The organism is Burkholderia crassaminum, from assembly GCF_964265005.1.
In the GTDB taxonomy this organism is placed as follows: Bacteria; Pseudomonadota; Gammaproteobacteria; order Burkholderiales; family Burkholderiaceae; genus Burkholderia.
In genome coordinates, this window is sequence record NZ_OZ183800.1 from 3,435,786 (window position 1) to 3,459,264 (window position 23,479).

Annotated in this window: 22 protein-coding genes; 13 read left to right on the forward strand and 9 right to left on the reverse strand. The window is 67.0% G+C overall.

Going from position 1 to position 23,479, the window contains the following annotated elements:
• Window positions 1-103: 103 nt before the first annotated feature.
• Together ACPTTF_RS32445 and ACPTTF_RS32450 are read left to right on the forward strand one after the other, a co-directional pair.
• Window positions 104-841, forward strand: coding sequence for a response regulator (locus tag ACPTTF_RS32445; protein WP_407062418.1), 738 nt, complete (start codon window positions 104-106; stop codon window positions 839-841).
• A gap of 2 nt (window positions 842-843) precedes the next feature.
• Window positions 844-1,929, forward strand: coding sequence for an ATP-binding protein (locus ACPTTF_RS32450; RefSeq protein ID WP_423369736.1), 1,086 nt, complete (start codon window positions 844-846; stop codon window positions 1,927-1,929).
• A gap of 30 nt (window positions 1,930-1,959) precedes the next feature.
• Here ACPTTF_RS32450 and ACPTTF_RS32455 read toward each other — a convergent pair whose 3' ends face one another.
• Window positions 1,960-2,646 (reverse strand): hypothetical protein, encoded by a 687-nt coding sequence (locus tag ACPTTF_RS32455; RefSeq protein ID WP_166955538.1) that lies wholly within the window; start codon window positions 2,644-2,646, stop codon window positions 1,960-1,962.
• 193 nt (window positions 2,647-2,839) lie between these two features.
• Between ACPTTF_RS32455 and ACPTTF_RS32460 the strand changes: the two genes are divergently transcribed.
• Entirely contained in the window at window positions 2,840-4,117 is a 1,278-nt protein-coding gene (locus ACPTTF_RS32460) for an MFS transporter (protein ID WP_423369737.1), read from the forward strand.
• 111 nt (window positions 4,118-4,228) lie between these two features.
• Here ACPTTF_RS32460 and ACPTTF_RS32465 read toward each other — a convergent pair whose 3' ends face one another.
• Entirely contained in the window at window positions 4,229-4,495 is a 267-nt protein-coding gene (locus tag ACPTTF_RS32465; RefSeq protein ID WP_423369738.1) for a hypothetical protein, read from the reverse strand.
• The gene (locus tag ACPTTF_RS32470) at window positions 4,479-5,426 is read right to left on the reverse strand and encodes a LysR family transcriptional regulator (protein ID WP_423369739.1); all 948 of its coding nucleotides are present in this window, start codon (window positions 5,424-5,426) and stop codon (window positions 4,479-4,481) included. The genes ACPTTF_RS32465 and ACPTTF_RS32470 overlap by 17 nt, the downstream gene beginning before the upstream one ends.
• Before the next feature lie 115 nt (window positions 5,427-5,541).
• Here ACPTTF_RS32470 and ACPTTF_RS32475 point away from each other — a divergent pair, with 115 nt between their 5' ends.
• The 8 genes from ACPTTF_RS32475 (at window position 5,542) to ACPTTF_RS32510 (ending at window position 13,898) form a co-directional block, all read left to right on the forward strand.
• Window positions 5,542-6,597 (forward strand): 4-hydroxythreonine-4-phosphate dehydrogenase PdxA, encoded by a 1,056-nt coding sequence (locus tag ACPTTF_RS32475; RefSeq protein ID WP_423369740.1) that lies wholly within the window; start codon window positions 5,542-5,544, stop codon window positions 6,595-6,597.
• A 76-nt stretch (window positions 6,598-6,673) separates the two neighbouring features.
• A complete protein-coding gene (locus ACPTTF_RS32480) occupies window positions 6,674-7,846 on the forward strand; it encodes an L-rhamnonate dehydratase (protein ID WP_423369741.1) in 1,173 nt (390 codons plus the stop codon).
• Between the two features lie 8 nt (window positions 7,847-7,854).
• A complete protein-coding gene (locus ACPTTF_RS32485) occupies window positions 7,855-8,772 on the forward strand; it encodes a dihydrodipicolinate synthase family protein (protein ID WP_423369742.1) in 918 nt (305 codons plus the stop codon).
• Window positions 8,773-8,909: 137 nt separating this feature from the next.
• Window positions 8,910-10,202, forward strand: a complete 1,293-nt coding sequence (locus ACPTTF_RS32490; RefSeq protein WP_423369743.1) for an MFS transporter — start codon at window positions 8,910-8,912, stop codon at window positions 10,200-10,202.
• Between the two features lie 43 nt (window positions 10,203-10,245).
• The gene (locus tag ACPTTF_RS32495) at window positions 10,246-11,193 is read left to right on the forward strand and encodes a YncE family protein (RefSeq protein WP_423369744.1); all 948 of its coding nucleotides are present in this window, start codon (window positions 10,246-10,248) and stop codon (window positions 11,191-11,193) included.
• Window position 11,194: 1 nt separating this feature from the next.
• The gene (locus ACPTTF_RS32500) at window positions 11,195-12,154 is read left to right on the forward strand and encodes an amidohydrolase family protein (RefSeq protein WP_423369745.1); all 960 of its coding nucleotides are present in this window, start codon (window positions 11,195-11,197) and stop codon (window positions 12,152-12,154) included.
• 362 nt (window positions 12,155-12,516) lie between these two features.
• Window positions 12,517-13,542: a MerR family transcriptional regulator gene (locus tag ACPTTF_RS32505; protein WP_423369746.1), complete on the forward strand. Its 1,026-nt coding sequence runs from the start codon at window positions 12,517-12,519 to the stop codon at window positions 13,540-13,542.
• Window positions 13,543-13,610: 68 nt separating this feature from the next.
• Window positions 13,611-13,898 (forward strand): barstar family protein, encoded by a 288-nt coding sequence (locus ACPTTF_RS32510; protein WP_423369747.1) that lies wholly within the window; start codon window positions 13,611-13,613, stop codon window positions 13,896-13,898.
• 42 nt (window positions 13,899-13,940) lie between these two features.
• On the opposite strand, the gene ACPTTF_RS32515 is transcribed toward ACPTTF_RS32510, so the two are convergent.
• From ACPTTF_RS32515 to ACPTTF_RS32525, 3 genes are all read right to left on the reverse strand, one after another.
• On the reverse strand, window positions 13,941-14,255 hold the full coding sequence (locus ACPTTF_RS32515) for a hypothetical protein (RefSeq protein ID WP_423369748.1): 315 nt from the start codon (window positions 14,253-14,255) through the stop codon (window positions 13,941-13,943).
• Window positions 14,256-14,337: 82 nt separating this feature from the next.
• Entirely contained in the window at window positions 14,338-15,153 is an 816-nt protein-coding gene (locus ACPTTF_RS32520; protein WP_423369749.1) for an alpha/beta hydrolase, read from the reverse strand.
• A gap of 13 nt (window positions 15,154-15,166) precedes the next feature.
• Window positions 15,167-16,459 (reverse strand): MASE1 domain-containing protein, encoded by a 1,293-nt coding sequence (locus tag ACPTTF_RS32525; protein ID WP_423369750.1) that lies wholly within the window; start codon window positions 16,457-16,459, stop codon window positions 15,167-15,169.
• 349 nt (window positions 16,460-16,808) lie between these two features.
• Between ACPTTF_RS32525 and ACPTTF_RS32530 the strand changes: the two genes are divergently transcribed.
• Together ACPTTF_RS32530 and ACPTTF_RS32535 are read left to right on the forward strand one after the other, a co-directional pair.
• Complete coding sequence (locus ACPTTF_RS32530; protein WP_423369751.1) at window positions 16,809-17,765, forward strand: hypothetical protein; 957 nt, start codon at window positions 16,809-16,811, stop codon at window positions 17,763-17,765.
• 42 nt (window positions 17,766-17,807) lie between these two features.
• On the forward strand, window positions 17,808-18,245 hold the full coding sequence (locus ACPTTF_RS32535; RefSeq protein WP_423369752.1) for a GNAT family N-acetyltransferase: 438 nt from the start codon (window positions 17,808-17,810) through the stop codon (window positions 18,243-18,245).
• Between the two features lie 25 nt (window positions 18,246-18,270).
• Here ACPTTF_RS32535 and ACPTTF_RS32540 read toward each other — a convergent pair whose 3' ends face one another.
• From ACPTTF_RS32540 to ACPTTF_RS32550, 3 genes are all read right to left on the reverse strand, one after another.
• On the reverse strand, window positions 18,271-19,107 hold the full coding sequence (locus ACPTTF_RS32540; RefSeq protein WP_423369753.1) for a peptidyl-prolyl cis-trans isomerase: 837 nt from the start codon (window positions 19,105-19,107) through the stop codon (window positions 18,271-18,273).
• 345 nt (window positions 19,108-19,452) lie between these two features.
• The gene (locus ACPTTF_RS32545) at window positions 19,453-21,387 is read right to left on the reverse strand and encodes an SMP-30/gluconolactonase/LRE family protein (protein ID WP_423369754.1); all 1,935 of its coding nucleotides are present in this window, start codon (window positions 21,385-21,387) and stop codon (window positions 19,453-19,455) included.
• Between the two features lie 541 nt (window positions 21,388-21,928).
• Complete coding sequence (locus tag ACPTTF_RS32550; protein ID WP_423369755.1) at window positions 21,929-23,233, reverse strand: dicarboxylate/amino acid:cation symporter; 1,305 nt, start codon at window positions 23,231-23,233, stop codon at window positions 21,929-21,931.
• Window positions 23,234-23,479: the final 246 nt, after the last annotated feature.

Below are 23,479 nucleotides of genomic sequence, written 5' to 3' on the forward strand. Positions count from 1 at the left end.
CCGCTGACGCCGTGCGCCGCGCGCCGCCGCCCGGCCTTTGTTCGGCGGCATTTCCCATGCGGTAGTATGGCGGCTCGATGGAAACCCCGATGGACTCACACGAATGGCCCTGCCTGATCTCCCGACCCTTTCCAGCGCCGGCCAGGACGCCCAGGCGCTCGTCCTCATCGCCGAGGACGAACCCGAGATCGCAGAGATCCTGACCGCCTATCTCGCGCGCGGCGGCCTGCGCACCGTGCACGCGGCCGACGGCCGCCGCGCACTGGAACTGCACCTGCAGCTCAAGCCCGACCTCGTGCTGCTCGACGTGCAGATGCCGCATGTCGACGGCTGGAAGGTGCTCGCCGAAATCCGTCATCGCGGCGACACGCCCGTCATCATGCTGACCGCGCTCGACCAGGACATCGACAAGCTCACCGGCCTGCGCATCGGCGCCGACGACTACGTCGTGAAGCCGTTCAATCCCGCCGAAGTCGTGGCGCGCGCGCAAGCGGTGCTGCGCCGCTCGATGGCCGGCTCGCGCCAGGAAGAACAGCGCGTGCTGCGGGTCGCACCGTTCGAGATCGATCTCGAACACCACGAAGCCACGCTCGAAGTGGGCAGCGAACGGCACACGCTCGTCCTGACGCTCACCGAGTTCAAGCTGCTCGCGCAGCTCGCGCGCGCGCCGCGGCGCGTGTTCAGCCGCGCCGAGCTGATGGCCACCTGCCTGCCGGAAGGCGACGCACTGGAACGTACGGTGGACAGCCACGTCAGCAAGCTGCGCAAGAAGCTGGACGACCTCGGCGTGCAGGGCGTGCCGGTCAGCGTGCGCGGCGTCGGCTACAAGCTCTGGAGCTGAACATGAAGCTCGACGGCCTGAGCCGGCAGATCGCGTTGACCATGGCAGGGATGGTGTTCGGCGTGACCGTGCTGATGGTGCTCACCGCCACCGTCTTCTACTACATCGCGTTCAATTACTGGCCCGCGCATTTCAACACGAAGGACTTTCTGCCGACCGGGCCGGAATGGGTATGGCTGATCGCGACCACGTCGGTCGGCCTCGCGCTGTCGGTCGCGGTCGCGGTCAATCTCGCACGCCGCATCCTCGTGCCGCTCAATTCGGTCACCGAAAGCATTCGCCGCGTCGCGCGCGGCGATCTCGACGCGCGCGCCGTCGCCGGCGACCGCTCGCTGCATGAAGCCGCGCTGCTCGCCGACAACTTCAACGCGCTCGCCAGCGAGCTGCAGCGCGTGACCAACGAGCAGGCGATCTGGAACGCGGCGATCGCGCACGAGCTGCGCACGCCCGTCACGGTGCTGCGCGGGCGCCTGCAGGGGCTCGCCGAAGGCGTGTTCACCCCCGACGAAGCACAGTTCCGCAGCCTGCTCGGGCAGGTCGAGGGGCTGACGCGGCTGATCGAGGATCTGCGCGTGGTCAGCCTCGCGGATAGCGGCCATCTGAGCATCGAGATCCGCGACGCCGATCTCGCGTCGGATGCGCGTGCGGTGGTCGACATGTTCGAGCCTGCGCTGCAGGCCGCCGGCCAGCATCCGGTACTCGATCTCGACACGCGGCGCATGCGCTGCGACCCGGTGCGCATGCGCCAGGCGCTGCTGGCGCTGCTGGAAAATGCGCGCCGCCATGCGGTGCCCGGCACGATCCGCATCCAGACTCGCATCGAAGACGGGATGTGCCGGTTGCGCGTCGAGGACGACGGCCCCGGCATCCCGGCCGATTTCGCACAGCACGTGTTCAAGGCATTCCGGCGCGCCGACGACACGCAGCCCGGCGGCAGCGGCCTCGGGCTCGCCGTCGTCGCGGCGATCGCGCATGCGCATCACGGCGAAGCCGTCTGCGTGCCGAGCCGCACCGGCGGCACGCTGTTCGAAGTGCAGTGGCCCGAGAACCTCGTACCGGCACCGGAACACGAGCGCTTTCCGGCCTGAGACGCCGACTTTACGTCCGACGTTGCGCGCTCACGCGCGCGGCTCGCGCCCGACCTGTTCGAGCGGCGGGTTGAACCCGAGCACCGTGTACTCGAGCACGGACACCGTCCCTTTCCCGGCCGCGCCCTGCACGACGACCGCGCGCACGGCGCCGGCCCGGTCGAATTTCAGGCGGGTGCCGACGGTGGCATTGCGCAGCGCCTCCAGCTCCTCGATCCGCGCGATCGCCAGCTTGCGCACCGCGCCGGACACATACACCGGCAGGAACACCAGCGCGATGAAGATCGACACGGCGTCCTTCGATACGCTGTCCAGCACCGGCTGACCCGACATCACGAGCGACAGCGACGTCGCGGCGACGAAGATCGCGAGCACGGTCGCGCCCACGCCGAGCGACGAGAACCGCTCGGCCGCCTTCTTCATGCGTGCCTTCACGAGCGCGCGGGTGGTCGCGGACGGCACCAGCCATTCGCGCTGCGCGCCGTGGTATCCGGCGAAGCCGAGGAACAGCGTCGCGACCGCGCTGATGCCGATGCTGGGGTACAGCGCATCGAACAGCATGCAGATGAATTCGAGCACGAACACGATCACCGGCGGCCACAGCAGCAGCCGGAACGAATAGCCGTCGCGGCCCTGCCCGCGGATCCACCATTTCACCGGCGCAAGCTGCCAGAAGCGGCTCTCCTGATGGAGCGAAAGTTCTTCGTTGTCGGTCAATTCTTCACCTGTGGTGCTTCGTTGCGTCGGGTACGGCTGCCGCGGCGGCTACGGCTGAAACGGGAATGAATACCTGGGGTTATCGATTGATCCCAAAGATTCATTAGACAGTGTCTCCGCCGCCGCGCGATGCTGGCCCGGCCAGTGAACGCGGCGTCATTGCCACGCCGCGCACGAGAATGGAGTGAGACACATGCCCAACGACCAACGTCAACGGCGCCACACCCTGTGGCTGCTGTGCGCGCTTTCGTTCATCCTCTACGTCGACCGCGTCAACCTCGCGACCGCGGCCGGCGCGATCAAGGCCGAGCTCGGCCTGTCGAATACCGAACTCGGCGTCGCATTTTCCGCGTTCGCGTATTCGTATGCAATCTGCCAGATCGGCGGCGGCTGGATCGCCGACCGGTTCGGCGCCCGCGTCACGCTGATCGGCTGCGGGCTGATCTGGGTCGTGTCCACCTTCACGACGGGCCTTGTGCACAGCCTCGGGCTGCTGTTCGCCGCGCGCCTGCTGCTCGGCATCGGCGAAGGCGCGACGCTGCCCGCCCAGGCCCGCGCGATCACCCACTGGTTCCCGCGCGAGCGGCGCGGCGTCGTGCAGGGTTTCACGCATTCGTTCTCGCGGCTCGGCAACGCGGTCACGCCGCCGCTCGTCGCCGCGCTGATGACCTGGCTGTCGTGGCGCGCCGCGTTCTTCGTGATCGGCGCGGTGACGCTCGTGTGGCTCGCGTGGTGGATCGTCGGCTTCCGCGAACATCCGCTCGGCGACGAAGCGGGCACCGGCCACGCGCGCGCCGCCCGCGCTGCCGCACCGTCCGGCCCGACGCCGTGGGGGCCGCTGTTCCGCCGGATGGCGCCGACCATCTTCGTCTACTTCTGCTACGGCTGGACCGCGTGGCTGTTCTTCACGTGGCTGCCGACCTTCTTCCTGAACGGCCAGGGCCTGAACCTGAAGTCGACCGCGCTGTTCGCGTCCGGCGTGTTCTTCGCGGGCGTGGTCGGCGACACGCTCGGCGGCTGGCTGTGCGACCGGATCTACCGGAAGACCGGCAACCTCGCGCTGTCGCGCCAGAGCGTGATCGTCGCGAGCTTCGCCGGCGCGCTCACCTGCCTGCTGCCACTCGCGTTCGTGCACTCGACGGCTGGCGTCGCGCTGTGCCTGTCGGGGTCGTTCCTGTGCCTCGAACTGACGATCGGGCCGATCTGGGCCGTGCCGAGCGACATCGCGCCGACTCACGCCGGCATCGCGAGCGGGATGATGAACGCGGGCTCCGCGATCTCGGGGATCCTGTCGCCGATCCTGTTCGGCTATCTCGTCGATCGCACGGGAAGCTGGACGGTGCCGTTCATCGGCTCGGTCGCGATGCTGCTGATCGGCATCGTCGCCGCGCTGCGGATCCGCCCGGAACGCACGCTGTCGGAATCGATGCCGACGCTCGGAGAGGCGCCCGCTGCGCCGTCGGCGCACTGAAGCCGTTCGCTTCGGGTTCGGCTGTCGCAGCCGCCTCGCCGGCGTCGCCATCACGCTTCACCGCGTTCCGCGATGGTGGTGGCTTGACTTGGCTTGGCTTGGCTTGCTTGGCTAGTTCGGTTGGTTCGGTTGGTTCGGTTGGTTCGGCTGGTTCGGCTGGTTCGGCTGGTTCGGCTGGTTCGGCTGGTTCGGCTGGTTCGGCTTGATCGGCTTGATCGGCTTGATCGGCTTGATCGGCTTGATCGGCTTGATCGGCTTGATCGGCTTGATCGGCTTGATCGGATTAATGGGCTTGGTGGGCCTGCTCGGCCAGCGCGGTTGGCGCGGCTGGCTCGGCCGCCTCGGCTGGCAAACCGCGCCATTACGCATCGCCGTCATCCCCCGCCCCGTCCCGGTGAAACAGCGCGAGAAATTGCTGCGCAGGGATGCTCAGCGGCCGGTCGCGCCGCACGAGGCTGCCGTACGACGGCAGCTTCTGTTCGAGCGTGTAATCGATGATCGCGACGAGCCCGTGCTCCGCATTGCGCTGCGCCACCGTCAGCGGAATCACGCCGAGCATCGGCGAACGGTCGACGAGGTTCATCGTGGTCAGGATCGACCCCGTTTCGACCAGCCCGCGCGGCATCGGCTGGTGCCGCGCGCTGAACTCGCGCTCGACCACCTCGCGCGCCGGGCTGCCGGCCGGCTGCAGGATCCACGCATAATTGAGCAGCGCGTCGAATGCCACCGGCCCCGCGCCCGCGAGCGGATGGTCGCGGCCCGCGATGATCGCGAGCGCCTCGTCGTCGACCACGCGGAAGTCGCAATCGGTCCCGACGTGCCGCCCGATCACCACTTCGAGCACGCCTTCGCGCAGCTGCGGCATCAGCCGGTCACTCGTATCCACCGCGATGTCGATCGCCAGCAGCGGGTAACGCGCCTTCAGCTGCACCAGCGCCTCGGTGAGCCGCCCCGGCGACGCCGCCATGATGCTGCCGATCGCGAGCCGCCCCGCGCTGCCGAGCTGCAGCTCGCCGAGCTCGCGGTTCAGCGCCTCCATGCTGCCGCGGATCCCGCGGAAATAGCCGAGCACGCGCTCGCCGGCCGGGTTCAGCACGAGCCCGCGCCCGACCCGATCGAACAGCCGCTGGCCGAGCGCGCTCTCCAGTTCGGCCAGCATCTTCGTCGCGGCCGGCTGCGTGAGGCCCATCTGCTCGGCCGCCGCGCGCAGCGTCGAGCATTCGTCCACGGCCAGCAGCAGCGCGATCTGCCGCATGCGCAGCCGGTTCAGCAGCTGCGGGGTCGAGTCTCGTCGGTCGATCGAGCCCATCTTTGATTACTCCAGGTTATCGATTCATCAAGAGTTTTCAATTTACCGACTCATTCCGTCTACCTAGCATCAACCCCATACACGAACGGCCACGCGCCGCCACCGGAGACACCGCATGCACACCCCATCGACCGCCGCCCCCCTGCCCGTCGTCGCACTGACGCTCGGCGACCCCGCCGGCATCGGCGCCGAACTGATCGCGAAACTGCTCGCCCGCCCCGACGCAACTTCCCGCGCGAATCTCGTGCTGATCGGCGATCGCTGGCTGTGGGAAGCCGGCCAGCGCGTCGCGGGCGTCGAGGTCGACGTCGAACCCGTCGCGTCGCTCGCCGCCGTGCGCAGCCGGCCGTCGACCGCACGTGCCGCGTTCGTCGCCATCGACACGATCGATCCGGCCAACGTCACGGTCGGGCAGCCCGGCGCGGCCGGCGGCCGCTCGACGCTGACCGTACTCGACCTGTGCCTCGACGCCGCGCTCGCCGGCGACATCGACGCGATCTGCTTCGCGCCGCTGAACAAATACGCGATGAAGCTCGGCGGGCTGAAGCACGAGGACGAACTGCACCACTTCGCCGAGGCGCTCGGCGTGACCGGCTACTTCTGCGAATTCAACACGCTCGGCGAGCTGTGGACCGCGCGCATCTCGTCGCACATTCCGCTGAAGGATGCGCCGGGCTACCTGAGCATCGAGCGGATCGAACAGGCATCCGAACTGATTTACCGATCGCTGCTCGCGAACGGTGTCGTGACGCCGAAGGTCGCGATCGCCGCGTTCAACCCGCACGGCGGCGACGGCGGCAGCTGCGGCCGCGAGGAAGTCGACATCATCGAGCCGGCGGTCCGCAAGCTGCAGTCGCGCGACTGGCCGACCGATGCGCCGTTCCACGGCCCGTTCCCGGCCGACACGATCTTCCTGAAGGCGCAGGCCGGCGACTACCAGGCGATCGTCACGATGTACCACGACCAGGGGCAGATCGCGATCAAGCTGCTCGGCTTCTCGCGCGGCGTGACCGTGCAGGGCGGGCTGCCCGTGCCGATCACGACGCCCGCGCACGGCACCGCGTACGACATCGCGGGCCGCGGCACGGCCGACGTCGGCGCGACCTGGCAGGCGCTGCAGATCGCCTGCCGGATGGGCGCCGCGCGCCGCACCCCCACCGTTTCGGCGTGACGCCCGCACGCCCCGCTCGCACACCCCGCTTGCACACCCTTTACACACGACAACACCGAATCCCGGAGACACCATCATGAAGATCCGTTCCGTACGCGCCCGCGTATTCCAGTGGAAAGGCAAGACCGTTCCGCCGCAGGGCAACTTCTGCTCGAACGCGATGGACCTGCTGTACGCGCCGCAGGAAACGATGAGCACGTTCCGCTTCCATTCGTGGACGGTCGTCGAGGTCGAGACCGACGACGGCATCGTCGGCCTCGGTAACGTCGCGCTCGCACCGCACGTCGCGAAGGTGATCATCGACCAGTACCTCGCGCCGCTCGTGATCGGCCAGGACCCGTGGGACTACGAATACCTGAACCAGCGGATGTATCGCGCGACCCATGCGTGGGGCCGCAAGGGCATCGGCATGGCGGCGATCTCGGCGGTCGACATCGCGATCTGGGACATCCTCGGCAAGAGCGTCGGCAAGCCCGTGTTCAAGCTGCTCGGCGGCCGCACCAAGGAAAAGATCCCCTGCTATTACTCGAAGCTCTACCGCACCGACCTGAGAGAGACGCAGGACGAGGCGCAGCGCTACATGAAGGAAGGCTTTCGTGCATTCAAGATGCGCTTCGGCTACGGGCCCGCTCACGGGCAGCAAGGCGTGACCGAGAACCTGAAGTCGGTGGCGGCGATCCGCGAGGTGATCGGCTACGACAACGACCTGATGCTCGAGTGCTACATGGGCTGGAACCTCGAGTACGCGAAGCGCATCCTGCCGAAGCTCGAGAAATACCAGCCGCGCTGGCTCGAGGAGCCGGTGATTGCCGACGATATCGACGGCTACGCGGAGCTGAACCAGCTCACGCGTATTCCGATCTCCGGCGGCGAGCACGAGTTCTCGCTGTACGGCTTCAAGCAACTGCTCGACCGCAAGGCCGTGTCGGTCGTCCAGTACGACACGAACCGCGTCGGCGGGATCACGATGGCGCACAAGATCAATGCGCTGTGCGAAGCGTACAGCGTGCCGGTGATTCCGCACGCGGGCCAGATGCACAACTATCACCTGACGATGAGCACGCTCGCGTCGCCGATGAGCGAATACTTCCCGATGTTCGACGTCGAGGTCGGCAACGAGCTGTTCTATTACATCTTCGACGGCGAGCCGGTGGCCGAGAACGGCTTCGTGCAATTGCGCGACGACGTGCCGGGCCTCGGCCTCACGCTGAAGACCGAATTCCTCGACCAGTTCGACATCGTCGAGTGAGGCCCGCCATGAACGCACGCTACCAGGGCGTCTTTCCGGTCGCGCCGACGATCTTCGATGCGCACGGCGCGCTCGATCTCGACGGCCAGCGCCGCTGCCTCGACTTCATGATCGATGCCGGTTCGCACGGCATCTGCATCCATGCGAATTATTCGGAGCAATTCGCACTCGGCGACGACGAGCGCGACCTGATCACGCGCACCACGCTCGAACACGTCGCGGGCCGCGTGCCGGTGATCGTCACGACGTCGCACTTCAGCGCGCGGATCTGCGCGGAACGCAACCGGCACGCTCAGGCGATGGGCGCGGCGATGGTGATGGTGATGCCGCCGTATCACGGCGCGACGTTCCGCGTGCCTGAAGCGCAGGTGCGCGCGTTCTTCCGCGAAGTCGCGGACGGCCTCGACATTCCGCTGATGATCCAGGACGCGCCCGCGAGCGGCGTCGCGCTGCCGGCGCCGTTCCTCGCGTCGCTCGCACGCGAGATCGACGCCGTGTCGTACTTCAAGATCGAGACGACCGGCGCCGCGTCGAAGCTGCGCGAGCTGATCGCGCTCGGCGGCGACGCGATCGAGGGGCCGTGGGACGGCGAGGAAGGCATCACGCTGCTCGCCGATCTCGATGCCGGCGCGACCGGCGCGATGACGGGCGGCGGCTATCCCGACGGGATTCGCCAGATCACCGACGCGTATTTCGCCGGACGCCGCGACGAAGCGGTCGAGCAGTACGCGCGCTGGCTGCCGCTCATCAACTACGAGAACCGCCAGTCGGGCTTCCTGACCGCGAAGGCGCTGATGCGCGAAGGCGGCGTGATCGCGTGCGACCAGCCGCGCGCACCGTGGCCCGAGTTGCATCCGCAGGTGCGCGCGGGCCTGCTCGACGTCGCGCGGCGGCTCGACCCGCTCGTGCTGCGCTGGGGACGCTAGACAACGGTTCACATCGGTACACACGTGCAACGCCGCAGGGCGTTGCGCATCGGCGGCCGGTGCGATACCGGCGCGTCACGGCGTGACAGCGGTCCATCAGAAGACCGCCGCCGCCCACCACCAAGATTGGAGACACCATGACCCTGTTGACCCCGGCCACCCCGGCATACGAAGCCGGCGAAGCCATTCCGCGCCGCCGCTGGCTGCGCGTGATTCCGCCGCTGCTGCTCGCCTGCATCATTTCCTACATGGACCGCGTGAACATCGCGTTCGCGATGCCCGGCGGGATGAACGCCGATCTCGGCATGGACGCGACGATGGCCGGCCTCGCCGGCGGCATCTTTTTCTTCGGCTACCTGTTCCTGCAGATTCCGGGCGGCCGCCGCGCGGCGCTCGGCAGCGGCAAGACGTTCATCGCGTGGTCGCTCGTGAGCTGGGCCGTGCTGTCGGTGCTGACCGGGCTCGTCACCCATACGTGGCAACTTTTGACGCTGCGCTTCCTGCTCGGCGTGGCGGAAGGCGGGATGTTGCCCGTCGTACTGACGATGGTCAGCCACTGGTTTCCTGACCGCGAACGCGGCCGCGCGAATGCGATGGTCATCATGTTCGTGCCGCTCGCCGGGATGATCACCGCGCCGCTGTCCGGCTTCATCCTCGCCGCGTACGACTGGCATCACCTGTTCTTCAGCGCGGGCGCGCTGTCGCTGCTGTGCCTGGTCGTATGGCTGCTGTTCGCCGACGACGGCCCGGAAACCGCGCGCTGGGTGTCGCCGCGCGAGAAGGCGTACATCCTCGACGCGCTGCGCGACGAGCAGGAGCGCAAGCGCGCGGCCGGCACGACGGCGGCCACCTCGTTCCGCGAGCTGCTGCGCAACCCGACGATCTGGCTGCTCATCGCGATCAACTTCTGCTATCAGGTCGGCATCTACGGCTATACGATGTGGTTGCCGACCCTGCTGAAAAACCTCACGCACAGCGGGATGGGCAAGATCGGCCTGCTCGCGATGCTGCCCTATGTCGCGATGGTGATCGGGATGTTCGTCACGTCGTATTGGTCTGACCGAACCGGCAAGCGCCGCCTGTTCGTGCTGCTGCCGCTCGCCGGCTTCGCCGCGTGCCTCGCGCTGTCGGTGCTCACGCATGCGTCGATGGCCGTGTCGTTCGCGTTCCTGATCGGCTGCGGCTTCTTCCTGCAGGCGGCCGCCGGCGTGTTCTGGGCGATTCCGCCGAAGCTCTGCAGCGTCGAGACGGCCGGCAGCGCGCGCGGCCTGATCAACGCGCTCGGCAATCTCGGCGGCTTCTGCGGCCCGTATGCAGTCGGCGTGCTGACCCAGCACGTGAGCGCGGCGGCCGGCGTGTACAGCCTCGCGGTCACGCTCGCGGTGGCCGGCGTGCTCGCGATGACGCTGCCGAAACGCTGCGAGGACTGATACCGGATACGCGGGACAGCGAACGATCTAACGGAGACTCACCATGAACGACATCCTGTTGCTGGTGCAGAAATGCGCCCATACCTTCAGCTTCTACGACCTCGACACGAAAACCGCGCTCAAGCACGTCGTGCTGCCGAACTTCCCGCACGAGTTCACCGTCGACGTGAACGAGCGCTACGCCTACGTCGGCATCTTCGGGATCGAGACCGCGTGGTCGCGCGGCCATGAAGGCGATCACCGGATCGCCGAGATCGATCTCGTCGCACGCACGCATACGCGCATGCTCGACCTGTGGCCTTACTACCGGCCGCACGGGATGGCGAGCGACCGCGACGGCCGGCTGTACGCGATGAGCGAGGCGCACGACATGCTGCTCGTGTTCGACGAGCCGACCCGGCAGCCCGTGCCGAACATGGCCGTGCCGTCCGGCGGCGTGAAGACGCACCTCGTGACGCTCACGCGCGACGCGAGCCGCGCCTACGGCGTGCACCTGCTGTCGAACACGGTCACGCAGTTCCATCCGCGCGACGCAACGGTCGCGCCGCGCGCGGTGATGCCCGGCCCGCGCCCCGAAGGCAATGCGCTGTCGAGCGACGCGCGCACGCTGTTCGTCGCGAATCGCGGCGACGACACGCTGGTCGAGATCGACACCGAAACGATGACCTGCGGCCGCCGCGTAAAGACGCGCAGCGATCCGAACCGCATCTACCGGACGAGCACGCCGGACGGCCGCGACCTGCTGCTGTTGACCAATTCGGGCGAGCGGTCGATCTCGGTGTTCGATGCACGGCAGCTCGAGGAGATCGAACGCATCGCGCTGCCCGCGAACCCGACTGCGCTATCGTTCCATCCGTCGCGGCGCGTCGCGTACGTGTCGTTCCAGGACGACTACGTGCGCGAGCTCGATCTCGATAGCTGGCGGTTCGTCGGCGCATTGGCGACGCTGCGCGAGCCCGATGCGTCGTACGTGCTCGCCGGAGTACGCTGACATGCGCGAAGGGACGCCGCCGGACGGCATGCCGGATGCGCTCGTCGATGCGCATCACCACCTGTGGCGTCTCGATGCGGGTGCGCACTACCCGTGGCTGCAGGCGCACTACGATCCGGCGCGCTTCATGTTCGGCGACTACGCGGCACTGTGCCGCGATTTCGGGGTGGACGATCTCCGGCACGCGGCGCAAGGTGCGCCGATCGTCGCCAGCGTGCACGTCGAAGCCGAGCGCGCGCACGACGAAGCGCTGGCGGAAACGCGCTGGCTGCACGAGGTCGCTGAAACGCACGGGCTGCCGTCGGCCGTCGTCGCGTGGGTCGACCTGCTCGCCGGCGATGCGGACGAACGGCTTGCCGAGCAGGCCGCGTGGCCGCTCGTGCGCGGCGTGCGCTTCAAGCCGCGCACCGCGGCAGCACCGGATGCCGCCATCGACGGGCCCGGCACGCTGCACGACCCGCGCTGGCCGGCCGCGCTCGCACGCCTCGCCGCGCACGGCCTGAGCTGGGATCTGCGCGTGCCGTTCTGGCATCTCGGCGAAGCGGCCGCGCTGCTCGCCGATGCACCCGGCGTCGACGTCGTGCTCGAACACGCGGGGCTGCCGTGGGACCGCTCGGCAGCCGGGCTCGCGCGCTGGCGCAGCGGCATGGAAGCGCTCGCCGCGTTGCCGCGCGTCGCCGTGAAAATCTCCGAACTCGGCTTGCGCGACGCGGCGTGGAACGACGCGGACAACGCACGGATCATCCGCGACACGATCGCGATCTTCGGCTGGGAGCGCTGCCTGTTCGCGAGCAATTTCCCGGTGGCCGGCCTGCGCGTGACCTATCCGACGCTGCTGCGCACGTTCGCGCGCGCGATGACGCATCTCGACGACACCGCACGCCGGGCGATCTGGCATGACAACGCGCTGCGCATCTACCGGATCGCGCTCGACGCGCTGCCGCGGCCGGTTCGCGGATAGCGCCGCCTTCCCTTCCATTCCCCCTCGTGTCGATCGGGCGGCGCGCCGCAGCCCCCCCATTTCGGGCATCGCACGACCCGATCCAGGCAAAAAGTATCGGTTGGCATTTTCTTTTGATGCGGTGCACGCATCGCCGCCGTCACACCACGAGTCCTGCCATCATCGACGACACTCGAACAAGCGGAATCAAGGAGACACGGGGCAACAAGATGCGAATCGTCGCAGCGGGCGAGCTGCTCGGCGCGTGTCTGCCGGGCGTCGCGGCCGCGTCGTCGTCGATTCGCGCGCGATCGCGCTTGACCCGGCCCTTGGGATCGCCTTTATGCTGAGCGCAACGAATCGACAGCAAAGAGAGGTGACGGATGGGCACGTCCACGCCCCGTTTGAACGCGTCGGCCGCCGCCGCGCGGCTCGGCGTCTCGATCAAGGCGCTGCGGCTGTACGAGCGGCACGGCCTCGTCACGCCGGAACGCACGCCGGCCGGATACCGTGCGTACGGCCCCGACGATCTCGCCCGCGCGGCCGACATCGCCGCGCTGCGCGCACTCGGCCTCAGTCTCGCGCAGGTGGCGAGCGTGCTCCACGGCGACGCGCGCAGCCTCGACGACGCGCTGGCCGCTCACGAAGCTGCGCTGGACCACGGCATTCAGGATCTCGTGCGCAAGATCGACCGGGTGCGCGCGATCCGCGCCGGCCTCGCGCGCGGCCGGATGCCGGCCGAGGGTGAGCTGACGCGGCTCGTCGACGATACCGGTGCGGGTGTCGCGTTCAACCTGCCGTGGCCATGGGGCGGCGAGTGGTTCGAGTGTCGTGATATCCGGCCGCTGAACTACATCATCGGCTCGCTGGGAAGCGGCAAGACGCGGCTCGCGCTTCGGCTGGCCGACGCGCTGCCCGGCGCCGTGTTCGTGGGGCTCGATCGGCTGGAAAGCGATTGCGCGGCGGCACACGCGGTATTGCGCGCCGATCCTGCGCTGAAGTCGCGCGTCGACCGCACATTGACCTCGCTCACCGACAGAGGCGCAACGCCGTCGACAGCGCTGACCGCGCTGCTCGTCAGTCTCGAAGCGGACGGCCCGCGCGCGCGGGTCGTCGACATGATCGAACAGGATCTCGACCGGCCCACGCAACTGGCGTTGATCGCGCATCTGCGTGAATGCGCGGCCGCCGGCTTGCGACCGCTGTTCCTGCTCACGCGCTCATCGGCGATCCTTGATCTGACTGCGGTCGGCCCCGACGAAACCATCCTGCTGTGCCCTGCCAATCACAGCCCGCCTTCGCGCGTGGCGCCTTACCCCGGTGCGCCCGGCTACGAAGCCGTAGCGACCTGCCTGGCGTCGCCGGAGATCCGCGAGCGGATTGCGCGGCGGCCGCCGACTGACGGCTAACCGCGCGCTATCATGCTTCGCACGGGGCAGAAAATGAATACTGCGCGACCTGTCCGTCGGAGACCATGATGGCACGCGACAAGCTGGTAGAAATTGAACTTGGCGATATCGAGTCAACCGCGCAGTTGCACATGCGGTTGATGGAGAGGTTGAATTTCCCGGATTGGTACGGAAGAAACTGGGATGCGTTCTGGGATGCCATTACCGCGCTTGTCGATATGCCGCTTGTTCTCCGGCTGAAGGGCTGGCCTGAATTTGAACGCCGCTTTCCCCGTGACGCGAAGCTGATGAGCGACTGCGTCCGGAACATGGCGCAGAAATACCCGTCCTTCGCTTCCCATGTCGAGTACGACTGACCGAACCGCACCGCGAACCGGGATATCCCGGTTCTTCCCGCGCTAGTTTTTTTCCAGGACGTTCAGCGCCTCTTCCATCGTATCGAAATAGGTCTTCACCAAATCGTAGTACGCCTCCCAGCCGGGCTTGTCCGGGCCGGGGGGAATCGCCTCCATGAAGCGCCGGCCCCTGTCGATGAGTATCCTCAGCGGCACATGGTTTTCGCTCAACCAGCAAGCGATCGAATGATTCACGGTACTCGATAGCTGATAGATATATGCGTCACGCCGGTAGATGCGAAGCTCGAGAAACCGCTCGCTGTTCAATTGGCGTTGCATCGCCTTGATCCGCCCGGACAGCTTTTCAAATTGATTCATGGTCGCAGCAATTTAACGTCAATCCAGACCGGGTGCGGGGCCACTGCTGCAGCCGCGCCGCCGGCTCGCTTGACACGGCGTCTCACGATTCCATCCGCCCCATCCTGCGCGCCATCGCCGGGCTGACCGCATGCACCGGATCGAACCCGAAGAATTCGAGCACGTGGCGCGCGACGTCGTCGCGATCGTTGTCCGCGCAGATCATGTGGTAGCTGTTCTCCAGCACGATCCCGCGCGCATCGGGCATCTTCGCGAGCAGGAAATCGGCCGAGCGCAGGCTCGTGAGTTCGTCCTCGCGCGCATGCAGCACGAGCGTCGGCGACGGCGTGCCGGCCGCGGCCTCGAGCGCCCAGTCACGCATCCGGTCGACCTGGCGCACGCACGCGAGCGGCACCCACGCATAGTGGAAACTGTCTTCACGCTCGAACTTCTTCTTCACGATCGCGCGGATCGTCGCGTTCTTGATGCCGAACGGATCGCCTTCCTCGACCCGCATCCGCTCCGCGACACCCGGCACGCGGTACAGCACATGCCGCAACGCGCGGTACCACGGCGTCGACCAGCCATCGATGAACACCGGCGTGGCCAGCAACGCCAGCCGGCCGCGCGCATGCTGCACGCGATGGCACAGCAGCAGCGCGACCAGCGCGCCCATGCACATGCCCGCGACATGCAGCGTGTCGTACTCGTTTTCCAGCGCGCGATACTGCTCGGTCACCGCGTCGAGCCATGCCTCCGCGCGCACGCCGGCCAGATCCTCGGGGCGCGTGCCGTGCCCCGGCAGCGTGATCATGTGCGTATCGCCGCCCGCGCGCCGCATCGCCTTGTGCAGCGAACCGAGATCGTATTGCGTGCCGCCGAGCCCGTGGATCAGCAGGACGCCCGTGCGGCCCGTCATGACGCGTCCCCGGTCATTCTTCCGCCGGCCACACGCGCTCGAGCTGCCAAACACCCGCCACCACCGTCACGTCGACATTCGAATCGAGCAGCGGCGCACCGTGATCGGTGATCGTCTGCGTGCCGCCGTCGCGCTGCACGATACGCAGCGACAACGATGCGCGATCCTCGCCCGCGATCTCCGCATTCCAGTAGTCGCGCAGCGCATCGCGGTCGCCCGGCTGCACACGGTCGAGCACGAGCGGCACGCTCGCGATCTGTGCCGCATCGACGCCGACCCCGAACACGCGCTCGACGTCGCCGCTCCACTCGATCCGCCCCGATTCCGGATCGAGCACGTACGCGATCTGGCCGGCGCTCGCGAGCGCGAGCTCCATGTTGTTCTGCAGGACCGCCGCATGCTCGTGCACGCGTTCGCGCGTCGTCTTCAGCGTGCTCACCGTCAGCACCAGCAGCGACGCAACCGCCAGGTAAAGCTGCGCCTCGAGCAGCGCGCTGCCGTAGTGCTCGTGAAACGACGCGAACGGGCCATCGCCCTGCGCGGTCTGCTCGATCACGATCAGCGCGAGCACCAGCACCGACGACGAACCCGCGCGGCCGCCGAGCAGCAGCGTCACCGCGACGGTGAGGAACAGCGGGATATACGTCAGTGCGAAGCCGGCGCCGGTGCCGAATTTCTGCGACGTGTCGCCGTCGAAGATCACGAGCGCGACGCCCACGACCAGCGCGAACGAGACCATGCCGAGCACCAGGTCGAAGCGCTCGTGATCACCCGAGCGGTGCGCGCGAAAGCGCGACCATGACGCGAGCACCGGCGTGACCAGCAGCACGCCGACGAAATCGGACGCGGCCCACACCGACCACACGTCGAAGAACGGCGCGCCCTTGACCGCCGTGTACCACGCCGCGCCGCCGATCGCGCCGACCACGCCCGCGATCAGGCCGGCGAGAATCACCGAGCGCAGGAAATACAGCCCTTCGAGCGAGAAGCGCACGCGCTGGACGAGCCACACCGCGAGCGCGGCCGCGCCGACCTCGTCGACCGTGAACAGCACCGCGTTGACCAGGCTGCCGTGTTCGATGCCGGTCAGCGCGAGCTGCCCGACCAGGAATGCGCCGGCCAGCGTCAGCCATTCGCGCGTCGGCCGCAGCATGAACGCGCCGACCGTCACGCCGGCCGGCAGCCAGATGTAGCCGGTCAGCCGGACGGGGCCGTTGAACTGGTGCGAGATGTAGCCGGTCGCGAGATACAGCGCTGCCCAGAGCAGCGCGGCGACGAGGCCTGGCCGCGATCGTTTGGTGTCCATCGAGAATCCCTGTGTGCTGCGCCGTGCGGGCAAACGCACCGCCGCGTCGGAAGCGGCGGCGCCTGCGGCCGGCAGGTGCGCGATGTGCGAATGATATGCGGATGGGGTAGGCGGGGGAATACCGGGGCCCGGAAGCGCGTTCGAGGCGCCGGTACGCCCGCAGGCTGGCGAGTGTGACCGGGAAAGTATCGGAAAAGTTCGTGGCTTGCCGACTGCTATCGGGAGACGTCCGTATGCCGTCCTGTCCGGACGGCCAAAATCGCGCGCAGCCGATCGTTCTCCCCTACGATGAAAGGCATCCGAAAGCGTTCGTTTCGGGTATCGTCCACGTCTTCAGCCCGCATTCCCCATGACCACACGTAATGGAAACAGCCCCGGTCCGGCCGACATCGGCCCCTTCGAAGCCATGAGCCGATTCCGCGTCACGTACGACGGGCCCGCGCTCGAATCTTCCGAGATGGACGTGCGCGAACTCGCACCCGCGCTGCTTGCGTTCGGCGATTTGCTCGACGCATCGACGCGCGCACTGTGCGGCGATCGGGTTCGGCCGCAGGTGAACGTGCGCGGCAGCTTCAAGACCGGCAGTTTCGGCATCGACTTCACACTCGCGACCTCGCTGCTCGGCCGGATGCGCGACATGCTGAGCGGCAACGAAGGCACAGCGCTCGCCAATGCGGTCACGATCCTGACCGCGCTCGGCATCGCCGCGCCCAAGGCGAGGAAGGGGCTCTTCGCCGTCCTCAAGTGGCTGCGCGGGCGCGAGATCCGGCAGGTGCGGATGCAGGACCACACCGCGGTGCTGCAGGTCGAGGGCGACGAGCTCGAGATCGACCTGCCCGTCCTCACGCTGCTGCGCGACGTCCGCGTTCGCCACGCAACCGCGCAGGTCCTTGCGCCGCTCGCACGCGAAGGCGTCGAGATTTTCGCGGCCGGTACCGATACGGAAGTGTTCGAGACGGTCGCCCGCCACGAAATTGCGTGGTTTCACGCGCCCGAGCCGACCAACACGCTCCTGCTCGACGAGCATCGCAAGATGGCGTTCTCGATCGTGTCGCTCGCGTTCAAGGACGACAACAAATGGCGGCTGTACGACGGCACGTCGACGATTCACGCGGCGATCACGGATGCCGGCTTCCTGTCGCGCGTGAACAACAGCCAGATCAGTTTCAGCAAGGGGGACGTGCTCTTGTGCAATGTCCGTATGCAGCAGTGGCAAACTTCGGACGGCGCAAAAACCGAATATGAAGTCACGGATGTCCTCGAACATCGCCCGGCCGGCCTGCAGATTCAGTTGCCCGGGCTGTGATCCGCGTCGAAGCCCGATGCCCAACGCAACCCGTCATCCATCATGAAACCGGCGATCGATCTGCGTCCTGCCTCCACCACCGACCTCCCCTTTCTGCTGACGCTTCGCCAGCTCACGATGACCGAGCACCTGCAACGCGCCGGCGTGCCGTCCGACGACGCAGCGCACGATCAGCGCATTCGCGCGAATTTCGACGATGCAATGATCGTCTGCAAGGACGATGAAGCAATCGGCTTGCTGAAGGTGACACGCGCCACCGATGAGTGGCACGTGCACCAGATCCAGATCCACCCCGATCACCAGGGCCGGGGCATCGGCGAAGCCGTGCTGAACGCCTTGCTGACCGACGCGGCGCGCGCGCACGTGCCGGTGTCGCTCAGCGTGCTGCACGGCAACCCGGCGCGGCGGCTCTACGAACGGCTCGGCTTTCGCGTCGAGTCGCAAACCGACACGAGCGCGAGCATGATCTGGCGCGCGTGACGCCCAGCGTTTCCACGCCGCCGCATTACTGCGTGATCTTCGCGTCCTTCAGCAGGTTGCCGATCATCTGCGCACTCGCCTTCTCCACGGCGGCCGCCTGCAGTTGCTGCTGGAGCGCCGGCTTCGCGGTCGCGAAGCCCGGCACCTGCGTCGGCCGCTTCGCATCCAGCTTCACGATCGCCCGCACGCCATCGACGGGGATCGAATCGCTCGTCGCGGCGCCGACCTTCAGTTTCTCGAGCGCCTGCGCGACCGGCAGCGGCAAGCCGGACGTCTTGCCTTCCGTCGCCGGCGTGTGGAAGCTCACCCACGGCAACTCGCCGCCGGTATCGCGGCTCGGCGCCATGCTGTACTGGCGCGCCAGCCCTTCGAACGACTTGCCCGCCTTCAGCTCGCTCAGCACCGTCGCGGCCGTCACCGGATCCTGGACGATGATCAGGCGCGGCTTGTACTCGTTCTTGCCCAGCGCGGCCACGAGTTCGTCGTAGCGCGCCTTGACCTGTTCTTCGGTCACCGGCTCGGGCTTCACGTTGTCGCGCAGGTAAAGCTGCACCTCGGCATTCGCTTTCGCCTGCTGCACCGCCGCCTTGACCTCGGGTTTGTCTCCGTAGTTCGCCTTCTCGGCGGCCTGCTGAACCAGCACGCGCGTGATCAGCTGATTCTTGATCGCCTGGCGGATCTGCGGCGAGTCGGGTTGCCCGGACGCGCGCAGCAGCGTATCGACGTCGGCCTGCGTGATCGGCGTGCCGTTGACTGTCGCAACGGTCGCCGCTGCGGCCGTCTCTGCGTGGACGGGGCCGCTCAACGCGCCGGCCAGCGCGGCGATCAGAAACAGGCGGTTCGGTGTCGTTTTCATCTTCATCGTTTCGTCACTTCGGCATAAAAAACGCGGCATGGGGTAGCCGCGCGAGTTCACCAGCGCGGCAATGCGCCGGCGCAACCAGTCAGTCGATCCGGTTCATCGTCGTGGGCACCCGCAGTGCCTGCCGGTGCCGCTGTCATTGTGCCCGGAAGCGGTTTTCCGCGTCGTGAGGTTGGGCACCGCCGCCCGGCGGGCGGTGACGCGCGCGTTGAGCACGCCGCTCATTACGAACGCGTGATGTGGAAATTGCGTGGATGCGCGGTGGAAATCCTGCGAAATCGCGACGAATGCGGTGATTGCTTCGCGGGCGCGGCCGCCGGTCGAGGCGGCCGCGCGTTCATCAAGTCAAGGCGTCCACCGGTACACGGTGATGCTGTTGCCTTTCACGTTGTTCTTCATCACCACGTACTCGCCGTTCGAGCGGCGGTAGGCGCGGATGCTGTACATCGCATCGATCGCGCTGCTGGTATCCACGGTCGCGGGGCTCGCGTTGACCAGCGTGGTGTCGAGATTGCCGGTCGTGAGGTTGAACGCGTCGACGTTCGGCCACAGCGGCCCGCTGCTGCTGAACCAGTAGCCGACGAACAGATGGTTGCCCACCGCGTCGATCGATTTCGCGCCGCTGTGCGGCAGCGTGATCACCGGGTCCGGCTTCGTCGTGTTGCCCGCGCTCCAGCCGTGATACACCTCGATGCGCGTGCCGATCGACGTCCAGTCGTTGGTGCCGATGGCGCCTTGCGCGAGCACCATCGTGTCGCTGTCAGCGAGATAGACGATGCGCGTGAGCGGCTGGATGCTGTCGGGCACGCGGGTCGCGACGCCCGGCCCCCACGACGGCTTGCCGCTCGCGTCGAAGCCGGTCAGCGGGTAGTGGGTGATCGCGCCGGTCTTGTCGAGGCCGGCCCATACGCCGCCCTTGCTGTCGACGCTGAAGCCGCCCGTCACGCGCCGCGTCGTGTTGAACGCGGGGCCCGGGATCGAGCCGTCCGGAATCGCGACATAGCCGTTCGCCGCATTGAAGTGGAAGAAGTAGAAGACCGGCGGGTTCTGGCCGGCCGCGACGAGAATCCGGTTCGCGCCCACCGACGTGAGCAGCCCGAAATGCTCGTCGCGCTGCGTGTCGTTCATGTCGATGCGCGGATCGGCCGGATACGTGAACGGATCGACCGTGTTCGCGACGAACGTGCCGCCCGCGCTGCCGCCGTACACGTGCGTGGCGCCGTAGAACAGCGCGCCGTCCGTGACCGGGTCCGGCGCGGCGATGCCTTCGAAGTTCAACGACTGCAGCGTCCACCGCAGGCTGCCGGTGCTGCTGTACGCATGGATGTCGGTCGCGCCGTTGCGGCCGAGATCCCAGCTGCCGCCCCACGGATTGTTGAGCACGTAGAGATTGCCGCCGCTGTCCTTGCCGATCCCGACGATGCGCGTGAAGCGCTGCGCCCCGACCTGCCCCTTGATGCCCGTCGTCGTGTCGAGATAGCCGCCGCGCACGCCGAACGTACCGGCCTGCGCGGGCCGGCCCGACACCGTATAGCGCTTGATGTTCTGGTCGGGGCCTTCGTCGCCCGCCAGCAGTTGCCCCGCCGCCGCATCGAAATACAGCGCCGACGGCTGCGACCCGGCCGGCATCCGGATCGTGTTGAGCAGCGCACCGGCCGGGCTGAAGCCGACGATCGAGCCCGCGCGCTTCTGCGCCACCCACACGTTGCCCGCTGCGTCCACCGCAAGCGCGCCCGGCTCCGATACGTTGATATCCCGCTGCCACACGCCGTCGGTGGTGAACACGCGCACGCGATTGCCGTAGAAGTCGCTGGCATAGAGCAGCGAGCCGGCCGTCGCGAGCCCGGTGACGACGTCGATACGCGGCTGGTTGGTGGCCGCGCTCACCTGGATGACGCGGTCGCGATACTTCGTCGCGCGGTTGTAGCGCCCCACCGCGCCGCTGCCGTATGTCTTGCCGGGCTGCAGCGCGACGAACAGCGAGGTCGCGTTGCCCGTGATCGCGCTGCCCTGGAACTCCGAGTGCGTGCCGATCGAGCCGGCGCTCTTGCCGTTCTGGTAGATCGCGACACCGCCTTCATCCTCGTCCCACATCGAGGCCGTATAGATCACGCCTTCGGGCGCGACCCACATCGCGCGCGCGACGTTGCCGACGTGGGCCGCCAGCGTGCCGTACGTGTTCGCCAGCCAGTCGGTGGTGTTGCGTGCGTGAACGGAAGGGGTAATCGCGGCGATCGCCGCGGCGAGCAGCGCAGCCTGAAACCGTTGTCTGGCGACCATGACGGATGCTCTCCTGAATGGTGCGAACATTCACATGAAGGGCCGGCCGGATGGCTTGAAAGGCGCAATTCGTCAATTCTTCCGCTGAAGCATCCGGCGCAGTCGGTATTACGTGCAGCATGCGTTCGATCATGCGCAGCGCGAGAATAGCGTTATATAAATCAAAAAAAATTGCGGATCGCTCGCACCGTTGTGCTGTTCACGGGTTCGGCTTCGAGCGCATCGCCCGTGGCGCCCATGCCCGTTGGCGGGGAACGCGACTGCGCGACAGTGAATGGTCACTTACGCGCTGAATCGGGGGATCGGGGGATCGGGAAAATCAGGCGTGTGCCTGCGGGAATATCGCCGCCTGTTCAACGACGAACGATTGAAACGGCGAGTGCCTGTTTCAGCGAATCTCGGAAAAGCGCCGCATTCAACGCGGAATCGTTGCGCAAAACAAATCGCCGGCCTGAATCCGTTGCGAATCCAGGCCGGCGATCATTCAATACCGCGGGGCGGGCAACGCACCGCTATCGCTGCGCTGCCGCACTGCCGTGCATCATGCCGATGCCGAGGTTTCCGGCACCTTCACCTTCATGACGCGTCCGTTGTCCGGATCGTTGTCGTCGCGCGGGTCGTCGAGCTGCCCTTCCCACTTCGCGACCACGGCCGCCGCGATCGAGTTGCCGACGGCGTTGGTGGCCGAGCGCCCCATGTCGAGGAACATGTCGACGCCCATGATCAGCAGCAACCCGGCTTCGGGCATGTTGAACTGGTTGAGCGTCGCCGCGATCACGACCAGCGATGCGCGCGGCACGCCCGCCATCCCCTTCGACGTGACCATCAGCATCAGCAGCATCGTGATCTGCGTGCCCAGCGGCAGATGGATGCCGTACACCTGCGCGATGAACAGCACCGCGAACGTGCAGTACATCATCGAGCCGTCGAGGTTGAACGAATAACCGATCGGCAGCACGAAGCTCGAGATCTTGCGGTTCACGCCGAAGCGGTCGAGCGCATCCAGCAGCTTCGGATAGGCGGCCTCGGAGCTCGCCGTCGCGAACGACAGCAGGAACGGCTCGCGAATCAGCCGGATCAGCGTGAACGCGCGCTTGCCGAGGAACGTCACGCCGGCGAGCGTCAGCACGCCCCACAGCAGCGCCAGGGCCAGGTAGAAGCTCGCCATGAACTTCGCGAACGTGAGCAGGATGCCGAGCCCCTGGGTGGTGATCGTCGACGCCAGCGCCGCGAACACCGCGACCGGCGCGAACCACATCACCGCGCCCGTCACCTTCAGCATCACCTGCGCGAGATCGTCGATCACGCCGGTCAGGCGCTTGCCCGATTCGCCGAGCGCCGACAGCGCAGTGCCGAAGAAGATCGAGAAAACGACGATCTGCAGGATTTCGTTGTTCGCCATCGCTTCCGCGATCGACTTCGGCACCAGGTGGACCACGAAGTCCTTCAGCGTGAAGGCGCCCGTCTTCAGGCCGAGGGCCGCATCGGACGCCGGCAGCGGCAGGCTCAGGTGGCTGCCCGGTTGCAGGATCGTTGCGGTCAGCAAGCCGAGCAGCAACGACATAAACGATGCGATGAAGAACCAGCCGAACGCCTTGACGCCGACGCGGCCCACGGCGCTGCCGTCGCCCATCTGCGCAATGCCGACGGTCAGCGTCGCAAATACCAGCGGCGCGATGATCATCTTGATCAGGCGCAGGAACACGTCGGACAGCAACGACACGTAGCCGGCGACTTCCTTCGCCATGGCCGGGTCGGGAAACGCGCTATGACAGCCGTAACCCACGGCGATACCAAGAATCATCGCGACAACGATGTACTTGGTGATGTTGTGCTTCTTCTTCATTAGTAATCCAAATCACAAAGCGTATGTTGCTAACGGCTGGCTAACTTTCGCGCCCGGCTACGAATCGAAACCCACGTCTCTCTGGGTGCGACCAGTCCGCCTTTGGCGGTCGCCATGGCGGACAAGGGGGGGCATTCTAACGCAAATGGCCCCTCGGCTTTCAAATCTGAAAGACGGACGGGTTGATTTGCGTCCGGATGTCGTCGAAAAATCGGATTTTGTCGCGATCCGGCCCGCTTCTTGACC

Bases quoted from the DNA above. Each gene is read 5' to 3' on its own strand.
- ACPTTF_RS32445 (WP_407062418.1), top strand. From the start codon at position 104: ATGGCCCTGCCTGATCTCCCGACCCTTTCCAGCGCCGGCCAGGACGCC.
- ACPTTF_RS32450 (WP_423369736.1), top strand. From the start codon at position 844: ATGAAGCTCGACGGCCTGAGCCGGCAGATCGCGTTGACCATGGCAGGG.
- ACPTTF_RS32460 (WP_423369737.1), top strand. From the start codon at position 2,840: ATGCCCAACGACCAACGTCAACGGCGCCACACCCTGTGGCTGCTGTGC.
- ACPTTF_RS32465 (WP_423369738.1), bottom strand. From the start codon at position 4,495: ATGACGGCGATGCGTAATGGCGCGGTTTGCCAGCCGAGGCGGCCGAGC.
- ACPTTF_RS32470 (WP_423369739.1), bottom strand. From the start codon at position 5,426: ATGGGCTCGATCGACCGACGAGACTCGACCCCGCAGCTGCTGAACCGG.
- ACPTTF_RS32475 (WP_423369740.1), top strand. From the start codon at position 5,542: ATGCACACCCCATCGACCGCCGCCCCCCTGCCCGTCGTCGCACTGACG.
- ACPTTF_RS32480 (WP_423369741.1), top strand. From the start codon at position 6,674: ATGAAGATCCGTTCCGTACGCGCCCGCGTATTCCAGTGGAAAGGCAAG.
- ACPTTF_RS32485 (WP_423369742.1), top strand. From the start codon at position 7,855: ATGAACGCACGCTACCAGGGCGTCTTTCCGGTCGCGCCGACGATCTTC.
- ACPTTF_RS32490 (WP_423369743.1), top strand. From the start codon at position 8,910: ATGACCCTGTTGACCCCGGCCACCCCGGCATACGAAGCCGGCGAAGCC.
- ACPTTF_RS32495 (WP_423369744.1), top strand. From the start codon at position 10,246: ATGAACGACATCCTGTTGCTGGTGCAGAAATGCGCCCATACCTTCAGC.
- ACPTTF_RS32500 (WP_423369745.1), top strand. From the start codon at position 11,195: ATGCGCGAAGGGACGCCGCCGGACGGCATGCCGGATGCGCTCGTCGAT.
- ACPTTF_RS32505 (WP_423369746.1), top strand. From the start codon at position 12,517: ATGGGCACGTCCACGCCCCGTTTGAACGCGTCGGCCGCCGCCGCGCGG.
- ACPTTF_RS32510 (WP_423369747.1), top strand. From the start codon at position 13,611: ATGGCACGCGACAAGCTGGTAGAAATTGAACTTGGCGATATCGAGTCA.
- ACPTTF_RS32515 (WP_423369748.1), bottom strand. From the start codon at position 14,255: ATGAATCAATTTGAAAAGCTGTCCGGGCGGATCAAGGCGATGCAACGC.
- ACPTTF_RS32520 (WP_423369749.1), bottom strand. From the start codon at position 15,153: ATGACGGGCCGCACGGGCGTCCTGCTGATCCACGGGCTCGGCGGCACG.
- ACPTTF_RS32525 (WP_423369750.1), bottom strand. From the start codon at position 16,459: ATGGACACCAAACGATCGCGGCCAGGCCTCGTCGCCGCGCTGCTCTGG.
- ACPTTF_RS32530 (WP_423369751.1), top strand. From the start codon at position 16,809: ATGACCACACGTAATGGAAACAGCCCCGGTCCGGCCGACATCGGCCCC.
- ACPTTF_RS32535 (WP_423369752.1), top strand. From the start codon at position 17,808: ATGAAACCGGCGATCGATCTGCGTCCTGCCTCCACCACCGACCTCCCC.
- ACPTTF_RS32540 (WP_423369753.1), bottom strand. From the start codon at position 19,107: ATGAAGATGAAAACGACACCGAACCGCCTGTTTCTGATCGCCGCGCTG.
- ACPTTF_RS32545 (WP_423369754.1), bottom strand. From the start codon at position 21,387: ATGGTCGCCAGACAACGGTTTCAGGCTGCGCTGCTCGCCGCGGCGATC.
- ACPTTF_RS32550 (WP_423369755.1), bottom strand. From the start codon at position 23,233: ATGAAGAAGAAGCACAACATCACCAAGTACATCGTTGTCGCGATGATT.